This is a genomic window from Halomonas cibimaris, from assembly GCF_055379665.1.
Map to the genome: position 1 here is coordinate 764,247 of NZ_AP043828.1, position 17,461 is coordinate 781,707.

The 17,461-nt window shown below is 57.6% G+C and carries 13 protein-coding genes, 2 tRNA genes, 1 rRNA gene and 1 other RNA gene; 7 read left to right on the top strand and 10 right to left on the bottom strand.

Features of this window, described 5'->3' with window-relative positions; all coding sequences use genetic code 11:
* Positions 1 to 62 precede the first annotated feature (62 nt).
* The 5 genes from ACZ415_RS03510 to ilvC all read right to left on the bottom strand — a co-directional run bounded on the left by ACZ415_RS03510 (position 63) and on the right by ilvC (position 4,457).
* A tRNA-Ala gene (locus tag ACZ415_RS03510) sits at positions 63 to 138 on the bottom strand.
* Between the two features lie 65 nt (positions 139 to 203).
* Positions 204 to 280: transfer RNA gene (locus ACZ415_RS03515), tRNA-Ile, on the bottom strand.
* Between the two features lie 100 nt (positions 281 to 380).
* Positions 381 to 1,914, bottom strand: a 16S ribosomal RNA gene (locus ACZ415_RS03520).
* A 448-nt stretch (positions 1,915 to 2,362) separates the two neighbouring features.
* Complete coding sequence (pssA, locus tag ACZ415_RS03525; RefSeq protein WP_344701638.1) at positions 2,363 to 3,211, bottom strand: CDP-diacylglycerol--serine O-phosphatidyltransferase; 849 nt, start codon at positions 3,209 to 3,211, stop codon at positions 2,363 to 2,365.
* Between the two features lie 229 nt (positions 3,212 to 3,440).
* On the bottom strand, positions 3,441 to 4,457 hold the full coding sequence (ilvC, locus tag ACZ415_RS03530) for a ketol-acid reductoisomerase (protein WP_344701640.1): 1,017 nt from the start codon (positions 4,455 to 4,457) through the stop codon (positions 3,441 to 3,443).
* Between the two features lie 193 nt (positions 4,458 to 4,650).
* On the opposite strand from ilvC, the gene ilvY reads away from it, so the two are divergent.
* Positions 4,651 to 5,544, top strand: a complete 894-nt coding sequence (gene ilvY / locus ACZ415_RS03535) for an HTH-type transcriptional activator IlvY (protein ID WP_344701642.1) — start codon at positions 4,651 to 4,653, stop codon at positions 5,542 to 5,544.
* An 83-nt stretch (positions 5,545 to 5,627) separates the two neighbouring features.
* Here ilvY and fur read toward each other — a convergent pair whose 3' ends face one another.
* Positions 5,628 to 6,095, bottom strand: a complete 468-nt coding sequence (fur, locus tag ACZ415_RS03540; RefSeq protein WP_344701644.1) for a ferric iron uptake transcriptional regulator — start codon at positions 6,093 to 6,095, stop codon at positions 5,628 to 5,630.
* A 33-nt stretch (positions 6,096 to 6,128) separates the two neighbouring features.
* Between fur and ACZ415_RS03545 the strand changes: the two genes are divergently transcribed.
* Complete coding sequence (locus ACZ415_RS03545) at positions 6,129 to 6,623, top strand: outer membrane protein assembly factor BamE (protein ID WP_344701646.1); 495 nt, start codon at positions 6,129 to 6,131, stop codon at positions 6,621 to 6,623.
* Here the strand turns inward: ACZ415_RS03545 and ACZ415_RS03550 are convergent.
* Positions 6,620 to 6,931, bottom strand: a complete 312-nt coding sequence (locus tag ACZ415_RS03550) for an RnfH family protein (protein WP_344701648.1) — start codon at positions 6,929 to 6,931, stop codon at positions 6,620 to 6,622. The two genes, ACZ415_RS03545 and ACZ415_RS03550, sit on opposite strands and share 4 nt — an antisense overlap.
* An 89-nt stretch (positions 6,932 to 7,020) precedes the next feature.
* Positions 7,021 to 7,455, bottom strand: coding sequence for a type II toxin-antitoxin system RatA family toxin (locus tag ACZ415_RS03555; protein WP_344701650.1), 435 nt, complete (start codon positions 7,453 to 7,455; stop codon positions 7,021 to 7,023).
* Between the two features lie 116 nt (positions 7,456 to 7,571).
* Here ACZ415_RS03555 and smpB point away from each other — a divergent pair, with 116 nt between their 5' ends.
* The 5 genes from smpB to ACZ415_RS03580 all read left to right on the top strand — a co-directional run bounded on the left by smpB (position 7,572) and on the right by ACZ415_RS03580 (position 12,289).
* Positions 7,572 to 8,066 carry an SsrA-binding protein SmpB gene (smpB, locus tag ACZ415_RS03560; protein WP_344701652.1) on the top strand — a complete coding sequence of 165 codons (495 nt, stop codon included), beginning with the start codon at positions 7,572 to 7,574 and terminating at the stop codon, positions 8,064 to 8,066.
* A 43-nt stretch (positions 8,067 to 8,109) separates the two neighbouring features.
* Positions 8,110 to 8,489: a transfer-messenger RNA gene (gene ssrA, locus ACZ415_RS03565) on the top strand.
* A gap of 277 nt (positions 8,490 to 8,766) precedes the next feature.
* On the top strand, positions 8,767 to 9,972 hold the full coding sequence (locus ACZ415_RS03570; RefSeq protein WP_017428894.1) for a tyrosine-type recombinase/integrase: 1,206 nt from the start codon (positions 8,767 to 8,769) through the stop codon (positions 9,970 to 9,972).
* Positions 9,973 to 10,555: 583 nt separating this feature from the next.
* Positions 10,556 to 11,998: an IS66 family transposase gene (gene tnpC, locus ACZ415_RS03575; RefSeq protein WP_464387731.1), complete on the top strand. Its 1,443-nt coding sequence runs from the start codon at positions 10,556 to 10,558 to the stop codon at positions 11,996 to 11,998.
* A gap of 102 nt (positions 11,999 to 12,100) precedes the next feature.
* Positions 12,101 to 12,289 (top strand): AlpA family transcriptional regulator, encoded by a 189-nt coding sequence (locus tag ACZ415_RS03580; protein ID WP_344703253.1) that lies wholly within the window; start codon positions 12,101 to 12,103, stop codon positions 12,287 to 12,289.
* Between the two features lie 288 nt (positions 12,290 to 12,577).
* Here the strand turns inward: ACZ415_RS03580 and brxL are convergent, their stop codons facing one another.
* On the bottom strand, positions 12,578 to 14,659 hold the full coding sequence (brxL, locus tag ACZ415_RS03585; protein WP_344703251.1) for a protease Lon-related BREX system protein BrxL: 2,082 nt from the start codon (positions 14,657 to 14,659) through the stop codon (positions 12,578 to 12,580).
* A gap of 120 nt (positions 14,660 to 14,779) precedes the next feature.
* A complete protein-coding gene (gene pglZ / locus ACZ415_RS03590; RefSeq protein WP_344703249.1) occupies positions 14,780 to 17,410 on the bottom strand; it encodes a BREX-1 system phosphatase PglZ type A in 2,631 nt (876 codons plus the stop codon).
* Positions 17,411 to 17,461: the final 51 nt, after the last annotated feature.

Consider the following 17,461-nt stretch of genomic DNA (forward strand, 5'->3'; position numbering starts at 1 on the left):
GATAAGCACGGCCAAGCGGCCGTCGCTTATCAGTGGTCACGGGACAACAAACGGCAAGGAAATGGTGGAGCCTAGCGGGATCGAACCGCTGACCTCCTGCGTGCAAGGCAGGCGCTCTCCCAGCTGAGCTAAGGCCCCAGTGATTGCCATGCGGCATGGCTTGCCACCAAAACTTGTGTACACCGACGCGGTACTACGCAAGCTGGTGGGTCTGGGCAGACTCGAACTGCCGACCTCACCCTTATCAGGGGTGCGCTCTAACCAACTGAGCTACAGACCCGGAATAACCGCGATGCCTGTGGCACGGGCTACCGTTTGTGCTCTGTTTACTTGATCAGGTAATTCATTGTGGGCACTTGCCGAGCGGGTGACGCATCGATTAAGGAGGTGATCCAGCCGCAGGTTCCCCTACGGCTACCTTGTTACGACTTCACCCCAGTTGCGAACCACACCGTGGTGATCGCCTTCCGAAGTTAGGCTAACCACTTCTGGTGCAGTCCACTTCCATGGTGTGACGGGCGGTGTGTACAAGGCCCGGGAACGTATTCACCGTGCCATTCTGATGCACGATTACTAGCGATTCCGACTTCACGGAGTCGAGTTGCAGACTCCGATCCGGACTGAGACCGGCTTTACGGGATTCGCTGACTTTCGCAAGCTCGCTGCCCTTTGTACCGGCCATTGTAGCACGTGTGTAGCCCTACCCGTAAGGGCCATGATGACTTGACGTCGTCCCCACCTTCCTCCGGTTTGTCACCGGCAGTCTCCCTAGAGTTCCCGACCGAATCGCTGGCAAATAGGGACAAGGGTTGCGCTCGTTACGGGACTTAACCCAACATTTCACAACACGAGCTGACGACAGCCATGCAGCACCTGTCTCTCGGTTCCCGAAGGCACCAAGGCATCTCTGCCAAGTTCCGAGGATGTCAAGGGTAGGTAAGGTTCTTCGCGTTGCATCGAATTAAACCACATGCTCCACCGCTTGTGCGGGCCCCCGTCAATTCATTTGAGTTTTAACCTTGCGGCCGTACTCCCCAGGCGGTCGACTTATCGCGTTAACTTCGCCACAAGGGTCTCAAGGACCCCAACGGCTGGTCGACATCGTTTACGGCATGGACTACCAGGGTATCTAATCCTGTTTGCTACCCATGCTTTCGCACCTCAGCGTCAGTGTCAGTCCAGAAGGCCGCCTTCGCCACTGGTATTCCTCCCGATCTCTACGCATTTCACCGCTACACCGGGAATTCTACCTTCCTCTCCTGCACTCTAGCCCAACAGTTCCGGATGCGATTCCCAGGTTGAGCCCGGGGCTTTCACAACCGGCTTATCAAGCCGCCTACGCGCGCTTTACGCCCAGTCATTCCGATTAACGCTTGCACCCTCCGTATTACCGCGGCTGCTGGCACGGAGTTAGCCGGTGCTTCTTCTGTGAGTGATGTCTTTCGGCCGGGGTATTAACCCGACCGCGTTCTTCCTCACTGAAAGTGCTTTACAACCCGAGGGCCTTCTTCACACACGCGGCATGGCTGGATCAGGCTTTCGCCCATTGTCCAATATTCCCCACTGCTGCCTCCCGTAGGAGTTCGGGCCGTGTCTCAGTCCCGATGTGGCTGATCATCCTCTCAAACCAGCTACGGATCGTTGCCTTGGTAAGCCGTTACCTCACCAACCAGCTAATCCGACATAGGCTCATCCGATCGCGGGAGCCAAAGCCCCCTTTCTCCCGTAGGACGTATGCGGTATTAGCCTGAGTTTCCCCAGGTTATCCCCCACGACCGGGCAGATTCCTATGCGTTACTCACCCGTCCGCCGCTCGACGCCTGAAGTGCAAGCACTCCATCGTTTCCGCTCGACTTGCATGTGTTAAGCCTGCCGCCAGCGTTCAATCTGAGCCATGATCAAACTCTTCAGTTTAAAATCATTGTGATTCTTGCTTTCCGCCGCCCGAGGGCGTTGGAAAAAGCGAATCAATCTTGGCTCAAGGTTTCAAACGTCTCAAACAAAACCCGAAGGTTTTTGACGAGACACTTGCCTTGATAATAGGTGATTTGTCACCCACTCAGGCAAGCGCCCACATGAATTACCTGATCAACTTGTTAAAGAGCGTCTCGCAAGGCCGTTATGTCGGCCTGCAAAACGGCGATGACTTGCCGTCTCTGCTGCGAGGAAGGCGTATTCTACACGCCTTGAAGTGGTTGTCAACTGCGATTCTTTAAACCGCCACGATTTTAAACTCGCATAAATTGTTGACACCCAAGGCCTTTTTTGGGCCTTTCACCGCGGGCAACGCTTGGCGTCGCCTGCAGCGGATGCGTACTCTACGGGCTGAGGCGGCGTTTGGCAAGGGATGGCAGGAAATAAATTATTGCCCGGGTTTTAACTTACGCATCACTGCCTGAACTGGCCCTGACGCAACGTAAGCGCCAAAGAGCAGCAGCAGCATGACAGAAGGCTCGACGGAAATCATCACAAAGCCCAGCACAACCGCTAACAGCACGACAAAAGGCACCGGCTTTTTGAAGTCAATATCCTTGAAGCTGTAATAGCGCACGTTGCTCACCATCAGGATCCCGGCGGCGGCTACCAGCCCCAGCATCAATAGCTTAAAACCCAGCTCATTGGCTTCAAAGCTGTTAAATGTCCATACGCTTGCCGCCACCAGCGCCGCGGCCGAAGGACTAGGCAGCCCGATAAACCATCTTTTATCCACGCTGCCAATCTGCACATTGAAGCGCGCCAAGCGCAGTGCCGCACAGGCGACGTACAAAAATGCCACCACCCAGCCGGTCTTGCCGATATCCTGTAAAATCCAGGTAAAGGCCACCAGCGCCGGGGCCATGCCGAACGAAAGCATATCGGCCAGGCTGTCATATTCAGCGCCGAACTCGCTTTGCGTATTGGTCATACGCGCCACGCGGCCGTCCAGACCGTCCAGCACCATGGCGATAAAGATTGCCACGGCAGCCGCTGAAAAATCGCCGTTAATACCCGCCACTACGGCAAAAAATCCGGAGAACAGCGCCGAGGTGGTAAACAAATTGGGCAGCAGATAAATGCCTTTGCGACGCACTTTCTCCCCGCCTTCCATGGATTCTTCTACCACCTCGGTCTCTCGCATGAAGGCAGCGGCAAGGTCTTTGTTGCGCCGAGTGCCCGCCTGATCGTCGCGGGATGCCGAGGACGGCACGCTATCACGATTCTCTTCAGTCATAGCAAATACCCTGCACCACAGTGAACATCCTGACTCATGAGTGGCCTCCCCTCTGAAATAAAAATCTGTTGCGTCCCAGTTTGCATTCTACATGGCAGCAACGCACCCATCATCGGCAAGGCCCCAAACCTTTGAGCGCAAAACGCAAAAAAGCGCGCACGGTCGTGCCGTGCGCGCCTTGATACGCCGCCATATCGCGGCCGCCTATCGCTAAGCGAAGCGACTTGGCTTAGTTCTTCTCTTTATCCACCAGCTGATTGGCAGCAATCCAGGGCATCATGCCACGCAGCTTGGCACCGACCTTTTCCATTTCGTGCTCGGCGTTGAGGCGACGGCGCGCGGTCATGGAAGGGTAGTTCGTCTCGCCTTCAGTGATAAACATCTTGGCGTATTCGCCGGTCTGAATATCCTTCAGCGCCTTGCGCATGGCTGCGCGTGACTCTTCGTTAATCACCTTGGGCCCGGTAACGTATTCACCGTACTCTGCGTTATTGGAGATGGAGTAGTTCATGTTGGCCACGCCGCCTTCATACATCAGGTCGACGATCAGCTTGAGCTCGTGCAGGCACTCAAAGTATGCCATTTCCGGCGCATAGCCTGCTTCCGTCAGGGTCTCGAAGCCTGCCTTGACCAGCTCGACGGTACCGCCGCAGAGCACGGCCTGCTCGCCGAACAGGTCGGTTTCCGTCTCATCCTGGAAGGTGGTTTCGATGATGCCGCTACGGCCGCCGCCGATGCCCGCTGCATAGGACAGCGAGAGCTCTTTGGCATTGCCCGATGCGTTTTGATGAACTGCGATCAGGTCCGGAATACCCCCGCCCCGCACAAATTCACTGCGCACGGTATGGCCCGGCGCCTTGGGCGCAATCATGACAACATCCAGATCGCTACGCGCTTCAATCTGGTTGTAATGGACGTTAAACCCGTGGGCAAATGCCAGCGTGGCGCCTTCCTTCAGGTTAGGCGCCATCTCGTTTTCATAAATGGCTTTCTGGTTTTCATCCGGCGCCAGCATCATGACCACGTCAGCGGCTTTGCACGCCTCAGCGACGGTTGCCACCTTCAGCCCGGCAGCTTCAGCTTTAGCGGCAGACGCAGAGCCTTCGCGCAGCGCTACGGTAACGTCCACGCCGGATTCCTTGAGGTTGTTAGCATGGGCGTGCCCCTGAGAACCATACCCCACGATCGCAACCTTTTTTGCCTGGATAAGTGACAAATCGCAGTCTTTATCATAATAAACGCGCATAGCAGAAACTCCAGAACGGTATAATCAGTGTCAACAGCGTGCACAGAAAAGGTTCGAAAAACACCCTTTTACGCTGCCTGGCTTGCAAGGCAGCAAGCGCTACGGCATGCCACTGACTCTACGCCACCACCGCTATTGCGTAAAACGCTATATTTGCAATATAACATTGCAAATATAGCAACACGGAGCCGCCATGGATTTTCGCACGCTGCACCACTTTATGCTGCTCGCTGACACACTCCATTTCGGCCGCGCCAGCGAGCTGTGTCACATCAGCCCGTCAACGCTTAGCCGCTCCATACAGCAGCTGGAAAACACCTTGTCGGCAACGCTTTTCGAGCGCGACAATCGCCACGTGGCCCTAACGCGACAGGGACTGACATTTCAGCGTTACGCCCGTGAGACACTGGAACAGTGGGAAGCCGTTAAGCGCTCTCTGGCCGATGAGGCCGAAAAACTCACCGGCTCTATCAGTATTTACTGCTCGGTCACCGCAAGCTACAGCTTTCTATACACTCTGCTCAGCGATTTTCGCCGCCAGCATCCGGGGATTGAATTAAAGCTGCGCACAGGGGACCCGGCGGAGGCCATGAGTCGAGTGCTATTCGGAAGCGACGATATGGCGATTACGCCAAGACCTCGGCATCCGCCAGCGGCGCTGGGGTTTAAATCACTCACGCGCTCGCCGCTTGTGTTTATTGTCCCAAGCGCAGCTTTGAGCTGGCTGCCGCACCGCCCGGAAAGTTCAACCGCAGCGCAGTGGCGCGACGTTCCCATGATCTTGTCCGAGGCCGGCCTGTCACGCGAGTACACCGATACCTGGTTCAAGGCGCTGGGGATTATCCCGCACATCTACGCCCAGGTAGCCGGCCATGAAGCCATTGTCAGCATGGTGGGGCTGGGGTTTGGCGTGGGCGTTGTGCCACAAATCGTGCTGGATAACAGCCCCCTGGCAGATCGCGTTCGGGTGCTCAGCGTCAAACCAGAGCTGCCCCACTACGATGTCGGACTTTGTATGCTGAACCGCCGCCTGAAAAGCCCCAGACTCCGGGCACTGTGGGACGCTGTTAACGAACACAGGCGTTAACACGCAAAAACGGCAGGCCGCAGCCTGCCGTTTGCATCATCTTGGAAAGGTTTTGCATGGTGCTAGAAAAATGAGCCCCGAGGCTACTTTTTTGGCGCAACGCCTCTTGGCCGTGGCACGCTTTCCTGACGCATGCTGTCCGAGCCGCGTGGGCGCACGTATAGCACAAGCGCGTGATCGATGAGTTCAAAACCGTGCTCTTCTGCGATTTCCTGCTGACGCCGCTCGATCACTTCATCCATGAATTCGAAGATTTCGCCGCTTTCCAGGCAAACGATGTGGTCATGATGTTCTTCCTGGGCCATCTCGAACAAGGCATGCCCGCCGTCAAAATTGTGACGAATAACCAGCCCAGCCGACTCGAACTGAGTCAACACCCGATAGACGGTGGCCAGCCCTACATCCTCGCCCGCATCAATCAGCGTTTTATAAACTTCTTCAGCGCTTAAGTGATGCTGACCCGAAGCGTTTTCGAGAATCTGCAGGATTTTGACTCGCGGCAGGGTCACTTTCAGCCCGGCTTTACGCAGTTCATTATTCTGGTCGGCCATGATCACTCTTCGCAGTAGCAGGTTAGGTCGGTTATGATCGACCAAAACCACGATAGTGAAGAACAGGCGCAAATGCAAAAACTGACGAGAATCATCGCTTTTTCCCTTACCTTGGCCAGCGTAAGCGGCTGCAGCAGCCTGGGAATCTATAAACGCGACATTCCCCAGGGCAACCTGGTCACCCAAGAGATGGTTCAGCAGCTGCACAGCGGCATGAGCCAGCGTCAGGTCACACGCATCATGGGCAGCCCCTTGCTCAAGGCACCGTTTGATGCCCGCGAATGGGACTACGTGTTCCAGCTGGACAAGGCCTACGGTGACGTTGAGACCCGGCGCGTCACGCTGACGTTCAACGATGCCGGCCAGCTGATCAACATGGAAAAAGATGGCGCCATTGCCGATGATCTACCTCTGAACGTGAACACCACTCCGGGCGCCGCTAACAAGGTCGATCCGCTGAATACGCTACCCAAGGAAAGCACCCAGGTGCCAACGCCGGATGCCGGGCCGGCCAGCGCGCCGCGCTAACGGTCGCGCTGACGCTGAGCCCTGGCCTGCCTGGCAGCCTTGGGGTCGATCACAAGCGGGCGATAAACCTCTACGCGATCACCGTCACGCAGCCGGTAGCTGTGTGGCGCACGGAGTGCTTTGCCAAAAATGCCTATCGCCGGCTGGCGAAAAATAGCGTCCGGCACTTCAGGAAAAAGGCCGGGCAAATTAGCCCGCTCAACCGCCTCGGCTGCGGTGGTGTGCGGCTCAACCTCAAGGCTGATCAGCCGCTGCCGGCACGGCAGGGCAAACGCCACCTCAATATGCAGTAATCGGCCTGTTGGCACACCTGGCTCCTCGTCACTTTCCGCTTTTTCGCTTTCTAGCGCAGCCTTTTCCGCTGAGCTTGCCCGGACATTAGACGGCTGCATACCGATCAGCGGCCGTAGAGCTCATCGGCACGGCGGGTAAACGAATCCACCAGCTGAACGGCAATCTGCTGAAACAGCTTGCCAAACGCCATACTCAAAAGACGGTTGGCAAACTCGAACTCCATCTCCAGACTGACCTGGCACATGGCATCGTCTACCGCAATAAACTGCCAGCGCCCCTTGAGCCGCTTGAACGGCCCTTTCACCAGCGACATTTCGATTCGCTCAGGGGCATAAAGATCATTACGCGTGGTAATGGTCTGCTCGACACCGGCGCGCCCGAGCGTCATCTCCCCCACCAGATGAGTCTCGTCACGCTCAAGCAGGCGAGCACGGCGGCAGCCGGGTAAAAACTGCGGGTATTGCTCAAAGTCGTTCACCAGCTCAAACATTTGCTGGGGCGTATGCCGCACCAAGGCGGAACGATTCACGGTTGGCATTGACCTCTCCGCTGACTTCACAGTGCCCAAGGCGTATCATTGGGGCAAATTTTCACAGATGGTACCACGCCTTTTCCATTCACGAAGGGCAACCCACTGATCAATGACGAGGTGACATGGCCACGAAGAAGGGGAAAACCAAAAAAGGGCCGGGCAGCAGCGTTATTGCCCAGAACAAAAAGGCGCGCTTTGAATACCACATCAACGAGACGTTCGAAGCCGGGCTTGCGCTTGCCGGCTGGGAGGTCAAAAGTCTGCGTGCGGGCAAGGCCCAGCTTACCGACACCTACATTCTCGTGCGTCGAGGTGAGGCCTGGCTGCTGGGCAGCCACATCATGCCGCTGGACACCGCCAGCACCCATGAGACTGCCGATCCCACGCGCACCCGCAAGCTGCTCTTGCACCGCAAGGAAATCGCCAAGATTTTCTCCGTAACCCAAGACAAGGGCCATACCTGCGTGCCGCTCAAGCTGTACTGGAAACGTAATCTGGTCAAGTGTGAACTGGCGCTGGTCAGCGGCAAAAAACAGCACGACAAGCGCGCTACCGAAAAAGCCCGCGACTGGCAGCGGCAAAAAGGTCGCATCATGCGGGAACAAAACAAAGGATAGCTGGTCAATGAGCAGTGAGCACGTTAGAATGCTCACACGTTAAGGGGGCGACATGGTCTCGACGCTGATGACAACCCCTGCGGTGCATGCCGAGAGTGTGATGTATCTCGTAAATTCAACATCACGAAAAATAGTCGCAAACGACGAAAACTACGCTCAGGGCGCGCTGGCAGCGTAAAAACTGCTAGCTTCTTGTCCGGCTCCAAAGCCATGTGCCTGTTCATGGCAGCGGAGATACGAGCTAAAACTGACAGGATCGCAGTTGGCGGCGCCTTCACGTCGACTGTTAAACTTTGGAAGGCTCGCGTGACTGAATCCTGATCGTCGGAGTCGGTCGCGCTAAAACAAAAGACGAAATCTAAGCATGTAGAGCCAATGGGCGAGTATCGGCGGACGCGGGTTCAATTCCCGCCGCCTCCACCAACATCAGGTTTCAGGAAGCACCAAAACGTTCCACAAACCGCATGAACAGGGGCCTCCGGGCCCCTTTCTTGTGTCTGGACGTCCCAAAATGATTCTTGACACCCCACCTGCCTGGGGGCATAAATGGGGGCATAACGTCGAGATCAATATGCTGATGCCCCCAAATGGAAGTAAAAGGCACAAAGCCCAGAACCACGGGCTTAACGCCCATGCGCTTTGTGCCAAGACCTGCTTTCCCTTGGGGGCATAAGCCAAAATTCGCCCCAAGGTGCCCCCAATGAGTCGCCAAATTAATAAGCTAACGGCTACGGCCATCAAGGCAGCCAAGCCCCAGGAAAAAATCTACAGGATGCCCGACGGTGGTGGCCTATACCTGGAGGTAGCTAAAACCGGCAGCAAGTACTGGCGCATGAAGTATCGCTACGGCGGTAAGGAAAAGCGTCTGTCTATCGGCGTATATCCAAACGTATCGCTGGCATCGGCACGCGAAGTCCGCGACGATGCAAAACGCCAGCTCGCTGAAGATATAGACCCCAGCACGGCCAAGCGCATTGCTCACCAGCAAGGTGTAGATGCATCAGCCAACACTTTTGGCGCTGTTGGCATGGAATGGCTTGAGCAGGTTCATCAGCACGATGTGGTGCCCGCACATTACATGCGCAACAAACGCCGGCTGGAACGTGACGCTTTTCCGATTATCGGCAAGCGCCCGCTGGCCAAGATCACGCCGCCCGAACTGCTGGATTGCCTGCGTCGCATCGAAGCACGCGGCCACATTGAGACTGCCCATCGCGTAAAAACATTGTGCGGCCAAATATTCCGATACGGCATTGCCACAGGACGAGCGGAGCGTGACCCAACTCCAGACTTGCGTGATGCTCTCCGATCAAGCAATACGCGGCATCATGCTGCGATTACTGATCCAGAAGAAGTCGCTGTCCTGTTACGCGCCATAGAAGGCTACGGTGGCCAACCTGCGACCATTGCCGCTCTCAAAATAGCGCCGCTGGTTTTCACTCGGCCGGGGGAATTACGGCAGGCGAAATGGGCTGACTTTGATCTGGAAAAAGAAACCTGGTCTTTCCATGTGAGCAAAACAGGGCAGCCTCTTATCGTGCCCCTCCCAACGCAGGCAGTAAAAATCCTACGAGACCTTCACGGCCTCACCGGGCGTTCAGAATTTGTTTTTCCCGGGGCACGTAGCGATCAGCGCCCAATGAGCAACGCTACGCTGAAAGCCGCATTAGATAGAATGGGGTTCAAGGGCGAGATGACCGCCCACGGCTTTCGCGCCATGGCACGTACTATCTTAGCCGAGCAGCTAAATTTTCCAGAGCACATTATTGAGCAGCAGCTGGCGCATACCGTGAAAGACGCTAACGGACGCGCCTACAACCGTACCAAATATCTCGATCAGCGGCGGGAGATGCTGCAGGCCTGGGCTGATTATTTGGAGAACTTAGTAGACCCATCATCGGCCTAAATTTTGAGGCCCGCATAATTATTTAGCACTTCAGAGTCCTTCCTCTGCATTCATGGCGCGGGGCATACCCAAGCCTCGACTCGCCTAGCTACAGCTTCACGGCCGGCGCGCTCGGCTTTTTATGGCGCGCACCGGCATCGTCTACGTCGGCAGCACTACCCAGCGCGCCAGCTCCCACCGGCTCAGCCTCAACAGATCTGCTGTCGGAAATGCGCTGTTGAATGTCCGCGGAAAAAGGCTTCCAGCCGGGTAAAAATTTGGCGAAAGTTTCTGTAGCCGCGTCACCTGACATACAGCCATCGGGACCCGACATGGCACCGCCAGCTAATGACACTGCGCCTGGTAGCACGGCCTTATCTGCTGAAGGTCTAATGGCAGGTTCCGGCTCATTGACGTTTGAAACCACCGCTCACGCGAGCCTATATGAAGCAGATGTGGCGTTTTGCAAGCGCCTCATAGCGTTGCGGTTCCAGTCAAATTGAAAAAAATTTGTAACTATTCAGGTGGCGTCGGATGAGACTCGCCAACCCGCTGTTCCTTCAGGCATAGTACCGTCATTCGACTCCCCCACCCAGCAGGCAACATGACCATCAGCGATATCAACGTCGACGAGGCCCTCGAGCAGGTCCGTCAGCAGCTCAAGGAAGACCGCACGGTCTCTCCTTCGCTGCGCGCCGCGATCGACGTCCTGATGCTGCTGGTCAAGTTGATGTCGGACCGGCTGGCGACCAGCAGCCGCAATAGCAGCAAGCCGCCGTCACAGGACCTCAACCGCCAACGCCGCTCCCGGGCAAAGGGCGAGCGTCGCCCCGGCGGGCAACCGGGTCACGAAGGCAGGACGCTGGAGCCGGTCACCGACCCCGATGAGGTCGTGTCGTTGCGCGTCGATCGCCGCACTCTGCCCAACAAGGGGAGAGCGTATCACTCGGTCGGCGTTGAGAAGCGTCAGGTCCAGGACATCGTGATCCAGTCGGTGGTGACCGAGTACCAGGCCGAGGTGCTGGAAGATGATCGGGGCCAACGCCATGTAGCGCCGTTTCCCGACGGCGTGACCCGCCCGATCCAGTATGGCCCGCGTCTCAAGGCGCATGCCGTCTATCTCTCCCAATACCAGCTGCTGCCTTATGCGCGCATTCGGGAGCTGCTGACGTCGCAGTATGGCCTGTCACTGAGCACCGGCACCCTGTTTGCCTTCAACCAGGAGGCCTGCCGACGAGCCGAGCCCTTTGCCGAGTGGGTGATCCCGGCGCTACGTGAAGCGGCTACCGTGCATGCCGATGAAACCGGGATGCAGGTCGGTGGCAAGCGCTACTGGCTGCATTGCGCCTCGAATGAGGCCTTGACCTACCTGGCGCCTCATGCAAAGCGCGGCCAGGAGGCCATGGACGCCATCGGCATCCTGCCTTACGTCCAGGGAGTACTGGTGCATGATCATTGGAAGCCCTATTACCGCTACCACGATTGCCGGCACGCGCTGTGCAATGCCCATCACCTTCGCGAACTGACCGGCGTCCGGGACCACGACCAGCAAACCTGGGCGACGTCGCTGCATGATCGGCTGTTGGCCATGAATCGCGCCGTTGATGAGGCGGGAGGCAGCCTCCCGTCAGACGAGGCGCAGCGCTGGCGAGTTCGCTACCGGGACTGCCTGGCGGAGGGTGAGGCCGAATGTCCGCCACCGGCCAGGCCACCCCCCGGAACCCGTGGGCGCACCAGGCGCACCAAAGCGCGCAACCTGCTCGAACGCCTCCGGGCGTATGAGGATGACGTGCTGCGCTTCCTCGAGGATCCTGCCGTTCCCTTCACCAACAACCAGGGAGAGCGCGACCTGCGGATGACAAAGGTCCAGCAGAAGATCTCGGGCTGTTTCCGCTCGTGGGAGGGGGCGGAGATCTTCTGTCGGATGCGCAGTTTCCTCTCGACGGCCGTTAAACAGGGCCTGGCGGCGCACACGGCGCTGGAGCAACTGTTTGCCGGTGAGGTGCCTGCCTTCATGCGAGAGGACGAGCTGGATCAGGCGGCATGAGCTAAATAGTTACAAAAATTTATGCAGTAGGGCAAAAATCTCAGCGCGACCCTCTTATTAGCTGATGTATGCCGAAGAAACATCCATCTATTAGGAGGTCACATGGCCCTACTGCGACAGCCCGAAGTTCTGCAAAAATGCGCGCTAAGCCGTTCGGGACTCTACCGGCTCATGGAGGCGGGGGATTTTCCTCCGCCTGTCAGCATCGGCACGCGTAGCAAAGCGTGGGTGGAGCAAGAGGTTGATGAATGGATCGATAGCTTGGTTCGTCAGCGGGATGCCGAGAGCTAAAAATGTATGCCACTACACTGCAGGGTATGACCATCGCGTGTGATGGTTTGCCCCAAAGGGCTCTGAATCAGTTCAGGTTCGATACTCATGATCATGTCTCGTGATTAGCGGCGCCGAGAATAATATTGACGCAGCAGTGGATGTGCTTGCCTGCGGATAACCCTAACAGTGAGGACATCCTGAGAGTGCTATTGCAAAAACTCCTGAGCGTGAAATCACGGCACTTATCCGCTCACATGGCATTGTCATCTTTTCTTCTGCAGTTGAGCCTTACCTGGGGAGGCTCGGCTACTCCACCCCGAGCGCCTTCACCACGGCGTCCACCGGCTCCGAGTAAAAGCTGGTCTGAAACTTGGTGAACAGCTCGGCCGGAATCGTGGCGATGTCTGCGGCGCTGGCCATGGGCAGGGTGACGCGCTTGCCGCCGGCGTCAAACGCGACCTGCAGGCATTCCGCCAGGTTGTCGACCTTCTTGAGGTTGCCACCCAGGCTCATGTCGCCGAGAACAACCATCTGGCTTTGCGCGGGCTTGCCCAGCAGCGCCGAAGAAAACGCCACCAGGCTTGCCAACGACAATTCGCGCAGCGTGCCGGTGTTCTGCAAATCAACCACGTGCAAATGGAAGTCATGCTCCAGCACCTTGCGCGAGCCGCTGATACGCCCAGCGTTGGCCTTGAAGTAGTCGAACGCCAGTTTGACCTGTTCCTTGGCCTCCATGGAGCTGCCCAGGCCTGACATGGCAAGCTTGCCACTGCCGGCGGTGACCTGCATTTCGATGCGGTAAACCCCGGGCATGCCTTTTTCGCTAAGTCCAATGGTATGTATCACGCCGGGGTTGCCCAGCCCGTCGGGGATCAGCCCGCCGCCGCCCTGCTCTTTGACCGACACAAAGTGCTCTTCCAGGGTGTCCTTGTCGATGTAGCTGAAATGGACGTCGTAAAACTCCATGCCGCCGATCTTTTTCAACTGCTCCTTGATGCGGCGGCGTACCTGCAAGGCGTACTCCAGGCAATCGCGCACATCGTCTTTTTGGTACTCCCCGTGCGGGAACAGCAGCTTGAGCAGCCCGGATACCGTCTTGCGCACGGCAATCACGTCGCGCTGGTTGAGGTTGTCGCCCAGGCGGAAGTAGACATCAATAGCATCGGCAAAGCTGCGGCGGCGCATCTCGCGGAAGTATTCGGCCAGATAGTCAACGATGAACCCGTAGCGCTGGGTGAAGAAAGACGGCCGCATCTTGGGAATTTCCCAGCCGGGAATATAGGCATGGAAGCGGTCAAAGAACGCGGCGTCGATCATCGCTTCGGGAAACGGCGTCAGCAGGTGGCTGGTTTTCACCAGCGACTCCACGCTCTGGTTGATGTTGCCGACAAACACCATGGACGCCGACGCTTCCATCTGCTCGCGGCCCCGGGCGAAGGACCCCGACGCCATATAATCCTTCATGATCTGCACGCCGTCGTTGTCCTTGAACGAGATACCCGCCACCTCGTCAAAGGCCACCAGATCCCACATGCCTACCAGGCCAATGCGCCGCGTGCTCATGTTATAGAACAGGTTGGCCACCGTGCTTTGGCCGCCGGAGACCAGAATGCTGTTGGGCGAACATTCCTTATAGATATGGCTCTTGCCGGTCCCGCGCGGACCCAGCTCGCAGACGTTGTAGTTGTTCTCGACAAACGGAATCATCCGCGCCAGCAGGTGCCACTGGACTTCGGCATCCAACTCCGCTGGCTCCATGCCGATAGCGCGCATCAGCCCCTCGCGCCACTGCTGAGTGGTAAAGGCGCGACGCCCGTCAAAAAGCTCATCCATGTTCATGTGCGGCATCTGGATGGGCTTGAGCTGGCTCACGCCAAACGGTGAGCCATTCTGCCCTTCTTCATGGTAATAGCTCAGGGTGGCTATCACCCAGATACCGCCGACCAGCAGCTTTTCGTGCTCCTTGACGATGCCCGCAGAAATCTCGGCGTCCTTGATGCCCAGGTTACCGAAGGCGGCCTCGTAGCGGTCCTTTTTATCGTTCAGGCGCACTGCGACCCGGTCGATGACTTTATAGCTGCCGCGCTCACGCACCAGCGACTTGATCTTCTCGGCTTCGTCAGGGCGCACGTAGTTATCGGCGAGGATTTGCTTGACGTTGTCCAGCCCCTGGTCAATCACCTCAGGATCGTCAGACGCGCAGTACATGCCAAGCAGATACTCCAGCACATATACCGGCACGTTGGCGCCTTCCTTGACCCGCTGGGTCAGATCCTTGCGCACCACCCGGCCGGCAAAATGGCTGTTGAGCAGCGCATCGAGGTCGCTCTCCTGATCGGCGGGTAAAGCTGCCTCCGCCTGCGGCTCGTGGTCGGTACTCAACGTCACGCTACATTCTCCATCATACTGTCCATGCTCTACCTGTTCCCCGAGGTTGCCCTCCTGGATGCCTCCATACGCTCGCTACAGGGTATCAGCACCGGGCAATGGCTGCGCTTGGCCGTCGACTCAAAAGAAGTCATCGGTAAACGCCAAGTCAATCACCACACGGTAACGCTCCAGCTCGGTGCCCAGGTCCTTGTCACGCAGCACCAGAAAATAGTCGCGCTGGCGGTCAAAATCGGTGCCAGAAAGCGACAGACGCGCGGCTTTTATCCGCTCATTCATGTTGTCGCTGGTACTATCAAAGGTCAGCGTTTCCTCACTGGAGACCATTTCATTGTCCGCAAAAATCGCCACGGCCAGCGTGATGGGTTTCAGCTGCTCGTTGACGGCTTCGGTCTGCAACAGCTCAAAGCGCTGAATGTTGTTGACCATTTTCAGAGATGCCTTGGGCGAAATCACATCGACTTTGCGGCGGGTACGCTTCTCGACTTTTTCACCGCGTAGCTGCTTGACGGTCAGCACCGGCACGGCGATTTCCTGAGGCATGATGCCGCCGTGAACAAACCGCGCGCCGCCGACGAAATGAAAGCGGTGCGCCCCCTTGGGAATCCAGAATTCGGTCACACAGGAAGTACCCGCTGTCTGTTGAGTGCGGCCATGCCATACGCTGGGGTTATCCGGTAAATTCGCGCCCAATACGTAGCGCTTTTTGCTCTTGAACGTGCCACTGGGCTTTTCATTCAGGCGAGTCCGGTCGCTGTCGTCCAGTGTGCTGCGCTGAAACAGGAAACCGTGGTCGGCCGTGACCAGCACGGTGCTGGTATTGAAGTGCATCAGCACCTTGCGCGTCAGCGAGTCCAGCTCTTCAATGGCGTCCTCCACGGCGGCAAAGGTCTCGCTCTCGGTGCTGGCGGTGTCCCCCCGAGCATCGATGACGTTGTGGTAGACGTAGACCAGTTGCACCCCCTTGAGCGCTTCGCGGCCCTGATCCCGAGACCAGCCCTTGAGCGTCTCGGCGGTGACCGCCAACGCCTGCCCGCCCACGGCCTCATTCAGACGCTGACTGCGGTTGTCGGTCCCCTGGCTCGATTTGCCATCCACCAGCACGCTATCGCACCCCGGCTGATATTCAAGCTCACGGTGAGGCAGCAAGGAAGCCATCCCCAACGTGGTGTAGCTGGGCACCACGCCTAGCTGGGTGCTCAGGGAGGCTTCGCTGTAGCGCTTGGCGTTGATGCGCTCACGCAGCTCCTCGGCGGCTTCATAGCGGAACGCATCGCTGATGATCACCACCAGCCGCTTATGGCGGTGGGCGTCCAAGTGTGGGCTGACGGTATCGCGGTAAAAGTGCTGCTGGTGGGGAATACGCGGCAGCTTCCAGTCGCGCAGCCGGTCTTCGGCGTCAATGCGCTCGCTCCAGTTGCGGGTCAGCTGGCCCAAAAACCACGTCTCATAACAATGCTCCACGGCGTCATCAAGCGGCTTCAGCAGCTCTACGCCGGCGCTGTCAGACGCCACGGCGTAGTGGCGATAAGCGGTATCAAAGCGGTACAGCTCATCGCAATACGCCTGATACAGCGCCTCGACGCTTGAATAATGAAACCCATCAGCATGCTTTTGGCGCAGCGAAAACAGCTCAATAGCGGCGGTCAGTGCGGCGTACAGCTGACGATAGAACTGGCGGCGCTCGTCGTTTTTATGCCGCGATGCCCAATAGCCGTCCAGCCGCTTGGCGATAACGTCACGAAACGTCTCCAGCGCACGCCCGTCTGCGTTTGGGATCGCCTGGCAAAGCTCCACGATAAGCCGCTTTTCAACCGCCTCAAACGTGGCGACGTCGGCCAACTGCTCCAGCGGCACCTCACGGATCTTGTCTTCTATCCGTAGCGCCTCGGCTACCCAGCCGGAGATCACGTCGAACGCCGGATAAAAGCGCGAGCTGTCCCGCCAGCGTGAGAGTAGCGCCCGCGACGTCGCCCGCGCATTCACCGAGGCAATGGCATGGCCTTGCGCCCAGTCGGGAATATCCGCAATGCTCTCGCAATAGCCGGTGGTCAGCAGGCGTAGCATCAGCGGGCCAAATGCCAACGTGGCCTCGCCGCCAAGCTCAGCGTCGCTTGCCGGGTAGCCCACCTCCAGCTGCAGCGCCCGCACCAGACTCGGCACCAGTCCGTATTTGGCCATCGCTTCCAAGGAAGACGGATTATTCTCAAGCCCGGCGTCTTCCTTCACCGCCTCGTCAGCCAAGTGAAACAGCAGCGTCGCTACGTCTGCCGTGGGCGCGCCCACGACCGCCGCACACATAACGAGATCCAGCCCGTCCTCGTCCAGCTCCGGCGTCACCAGCCGCTTGAGCGCGGCGAAGCGGCTTTTGGCATTCAAAAACACCTTGCGCTGCGCCAGATGCTCGCGCAGTGCGTGTCGCGCAAAGCCCAGCTCGTTGAACATCAGTGACGTAGGCTCAGCATCGAAGCGGCCGGCATACAGCTTTATATCCAGCAGCCAATCATTCTCCGGCGCCGGCTCGGCATAGGGGAAATACAACAGCGTGGGCACATCCGGCTCGTCCAGCTCCAGGCGAAGCTTCACGCCGAAGGTAGACTGACCCTCCATATTGAGTACCTGCACCCCGTCCAGCGCGAGTTCGTCCAGAGCATCAACAAAGCTCTCGGCGGCGTCGTACCAGAAAACCAGGCGATGGCCTTCCGAAAAAAAGACTTTTTGGAGCCCCTCCTGGAGTTGGTCAGGCTTCATATACGCCACCTTGTCGACAGATCATGATGGATGAAAGTAGTGATATATATA

Coding starts and splice junctions, on each gene's coding strand:
- pssA (WP_344701638.1), bottom strand. CDS start 3,211: ATGACTGAAGAGAATCGTGATAGCGTGCCGTCCTCGGCATCCCGCGAC.
- ilvC (WP_344701640.1), bottom strand. CDS start 4,457: ATGCGCGTTTATTATGATAAAGACTGCGATTTGTCACTTATCCAGGCA.
- ilvY (WP_344701642.1), top strand. CDS start 4,651: ATGGATTTTCGCACGCTGCACCACTTTATGCTGCTCGCTGACACACTC.
- fur (WP_344701644.1), bottom strand. CDS start 6,095: ATGGCCGACCAGAATAATGAACTGCGTAAAGCCGGGCTGAAAGTGACC.
- ACZ415_RS03545 (WP_344701646.1), top strand. CDS start 6,129: ATGATCGACCAAAACCACGATAGTGAAGAACAGGCGCAAATGCAAAAA.
- ACZ415_RS03555 (WP_344701650.1), bottom strand. CDS start 7,455: ATGCCAACCGTGAATCGTTCCGCCTTGGTGCGGCATACGCCCCAGCAA.
- smpB (WP_344701652.1), top strand. CDS start 7,572: ATGGCCACGAAGAAGGGGAAAACCAAAAAAGGGCCGGGCAGCAGCGTT.
- ACZ415_RS03570 (WP_017428894.1), top strand. CDS start 8,767: ATGAGTCGCCAAATTAATAAGCTAACGGCTACGGCCATCAAGGCAGCC.
- tnpC (WP_464387731.1), top strand. CDS start 10,556: ATGACCATCAGCGATATCAACGTCGACGAGGCCCTCGAGCAGGTCCGT.
- ACZ415_RS03580 (WP_344703253.1), top strand. CDS start 12,101: ATGGCCCTACTGCGACAGCCCGAAGTTCTGCAAAAATGCGCGCTAAGC.
- pglZ (WP_344703249.1), bottom strand. CDS start 17,410: ATGAAGCCTGACCAACTCCAGGAGGGGCTCCAAAAAGTCTTTTTTTCG.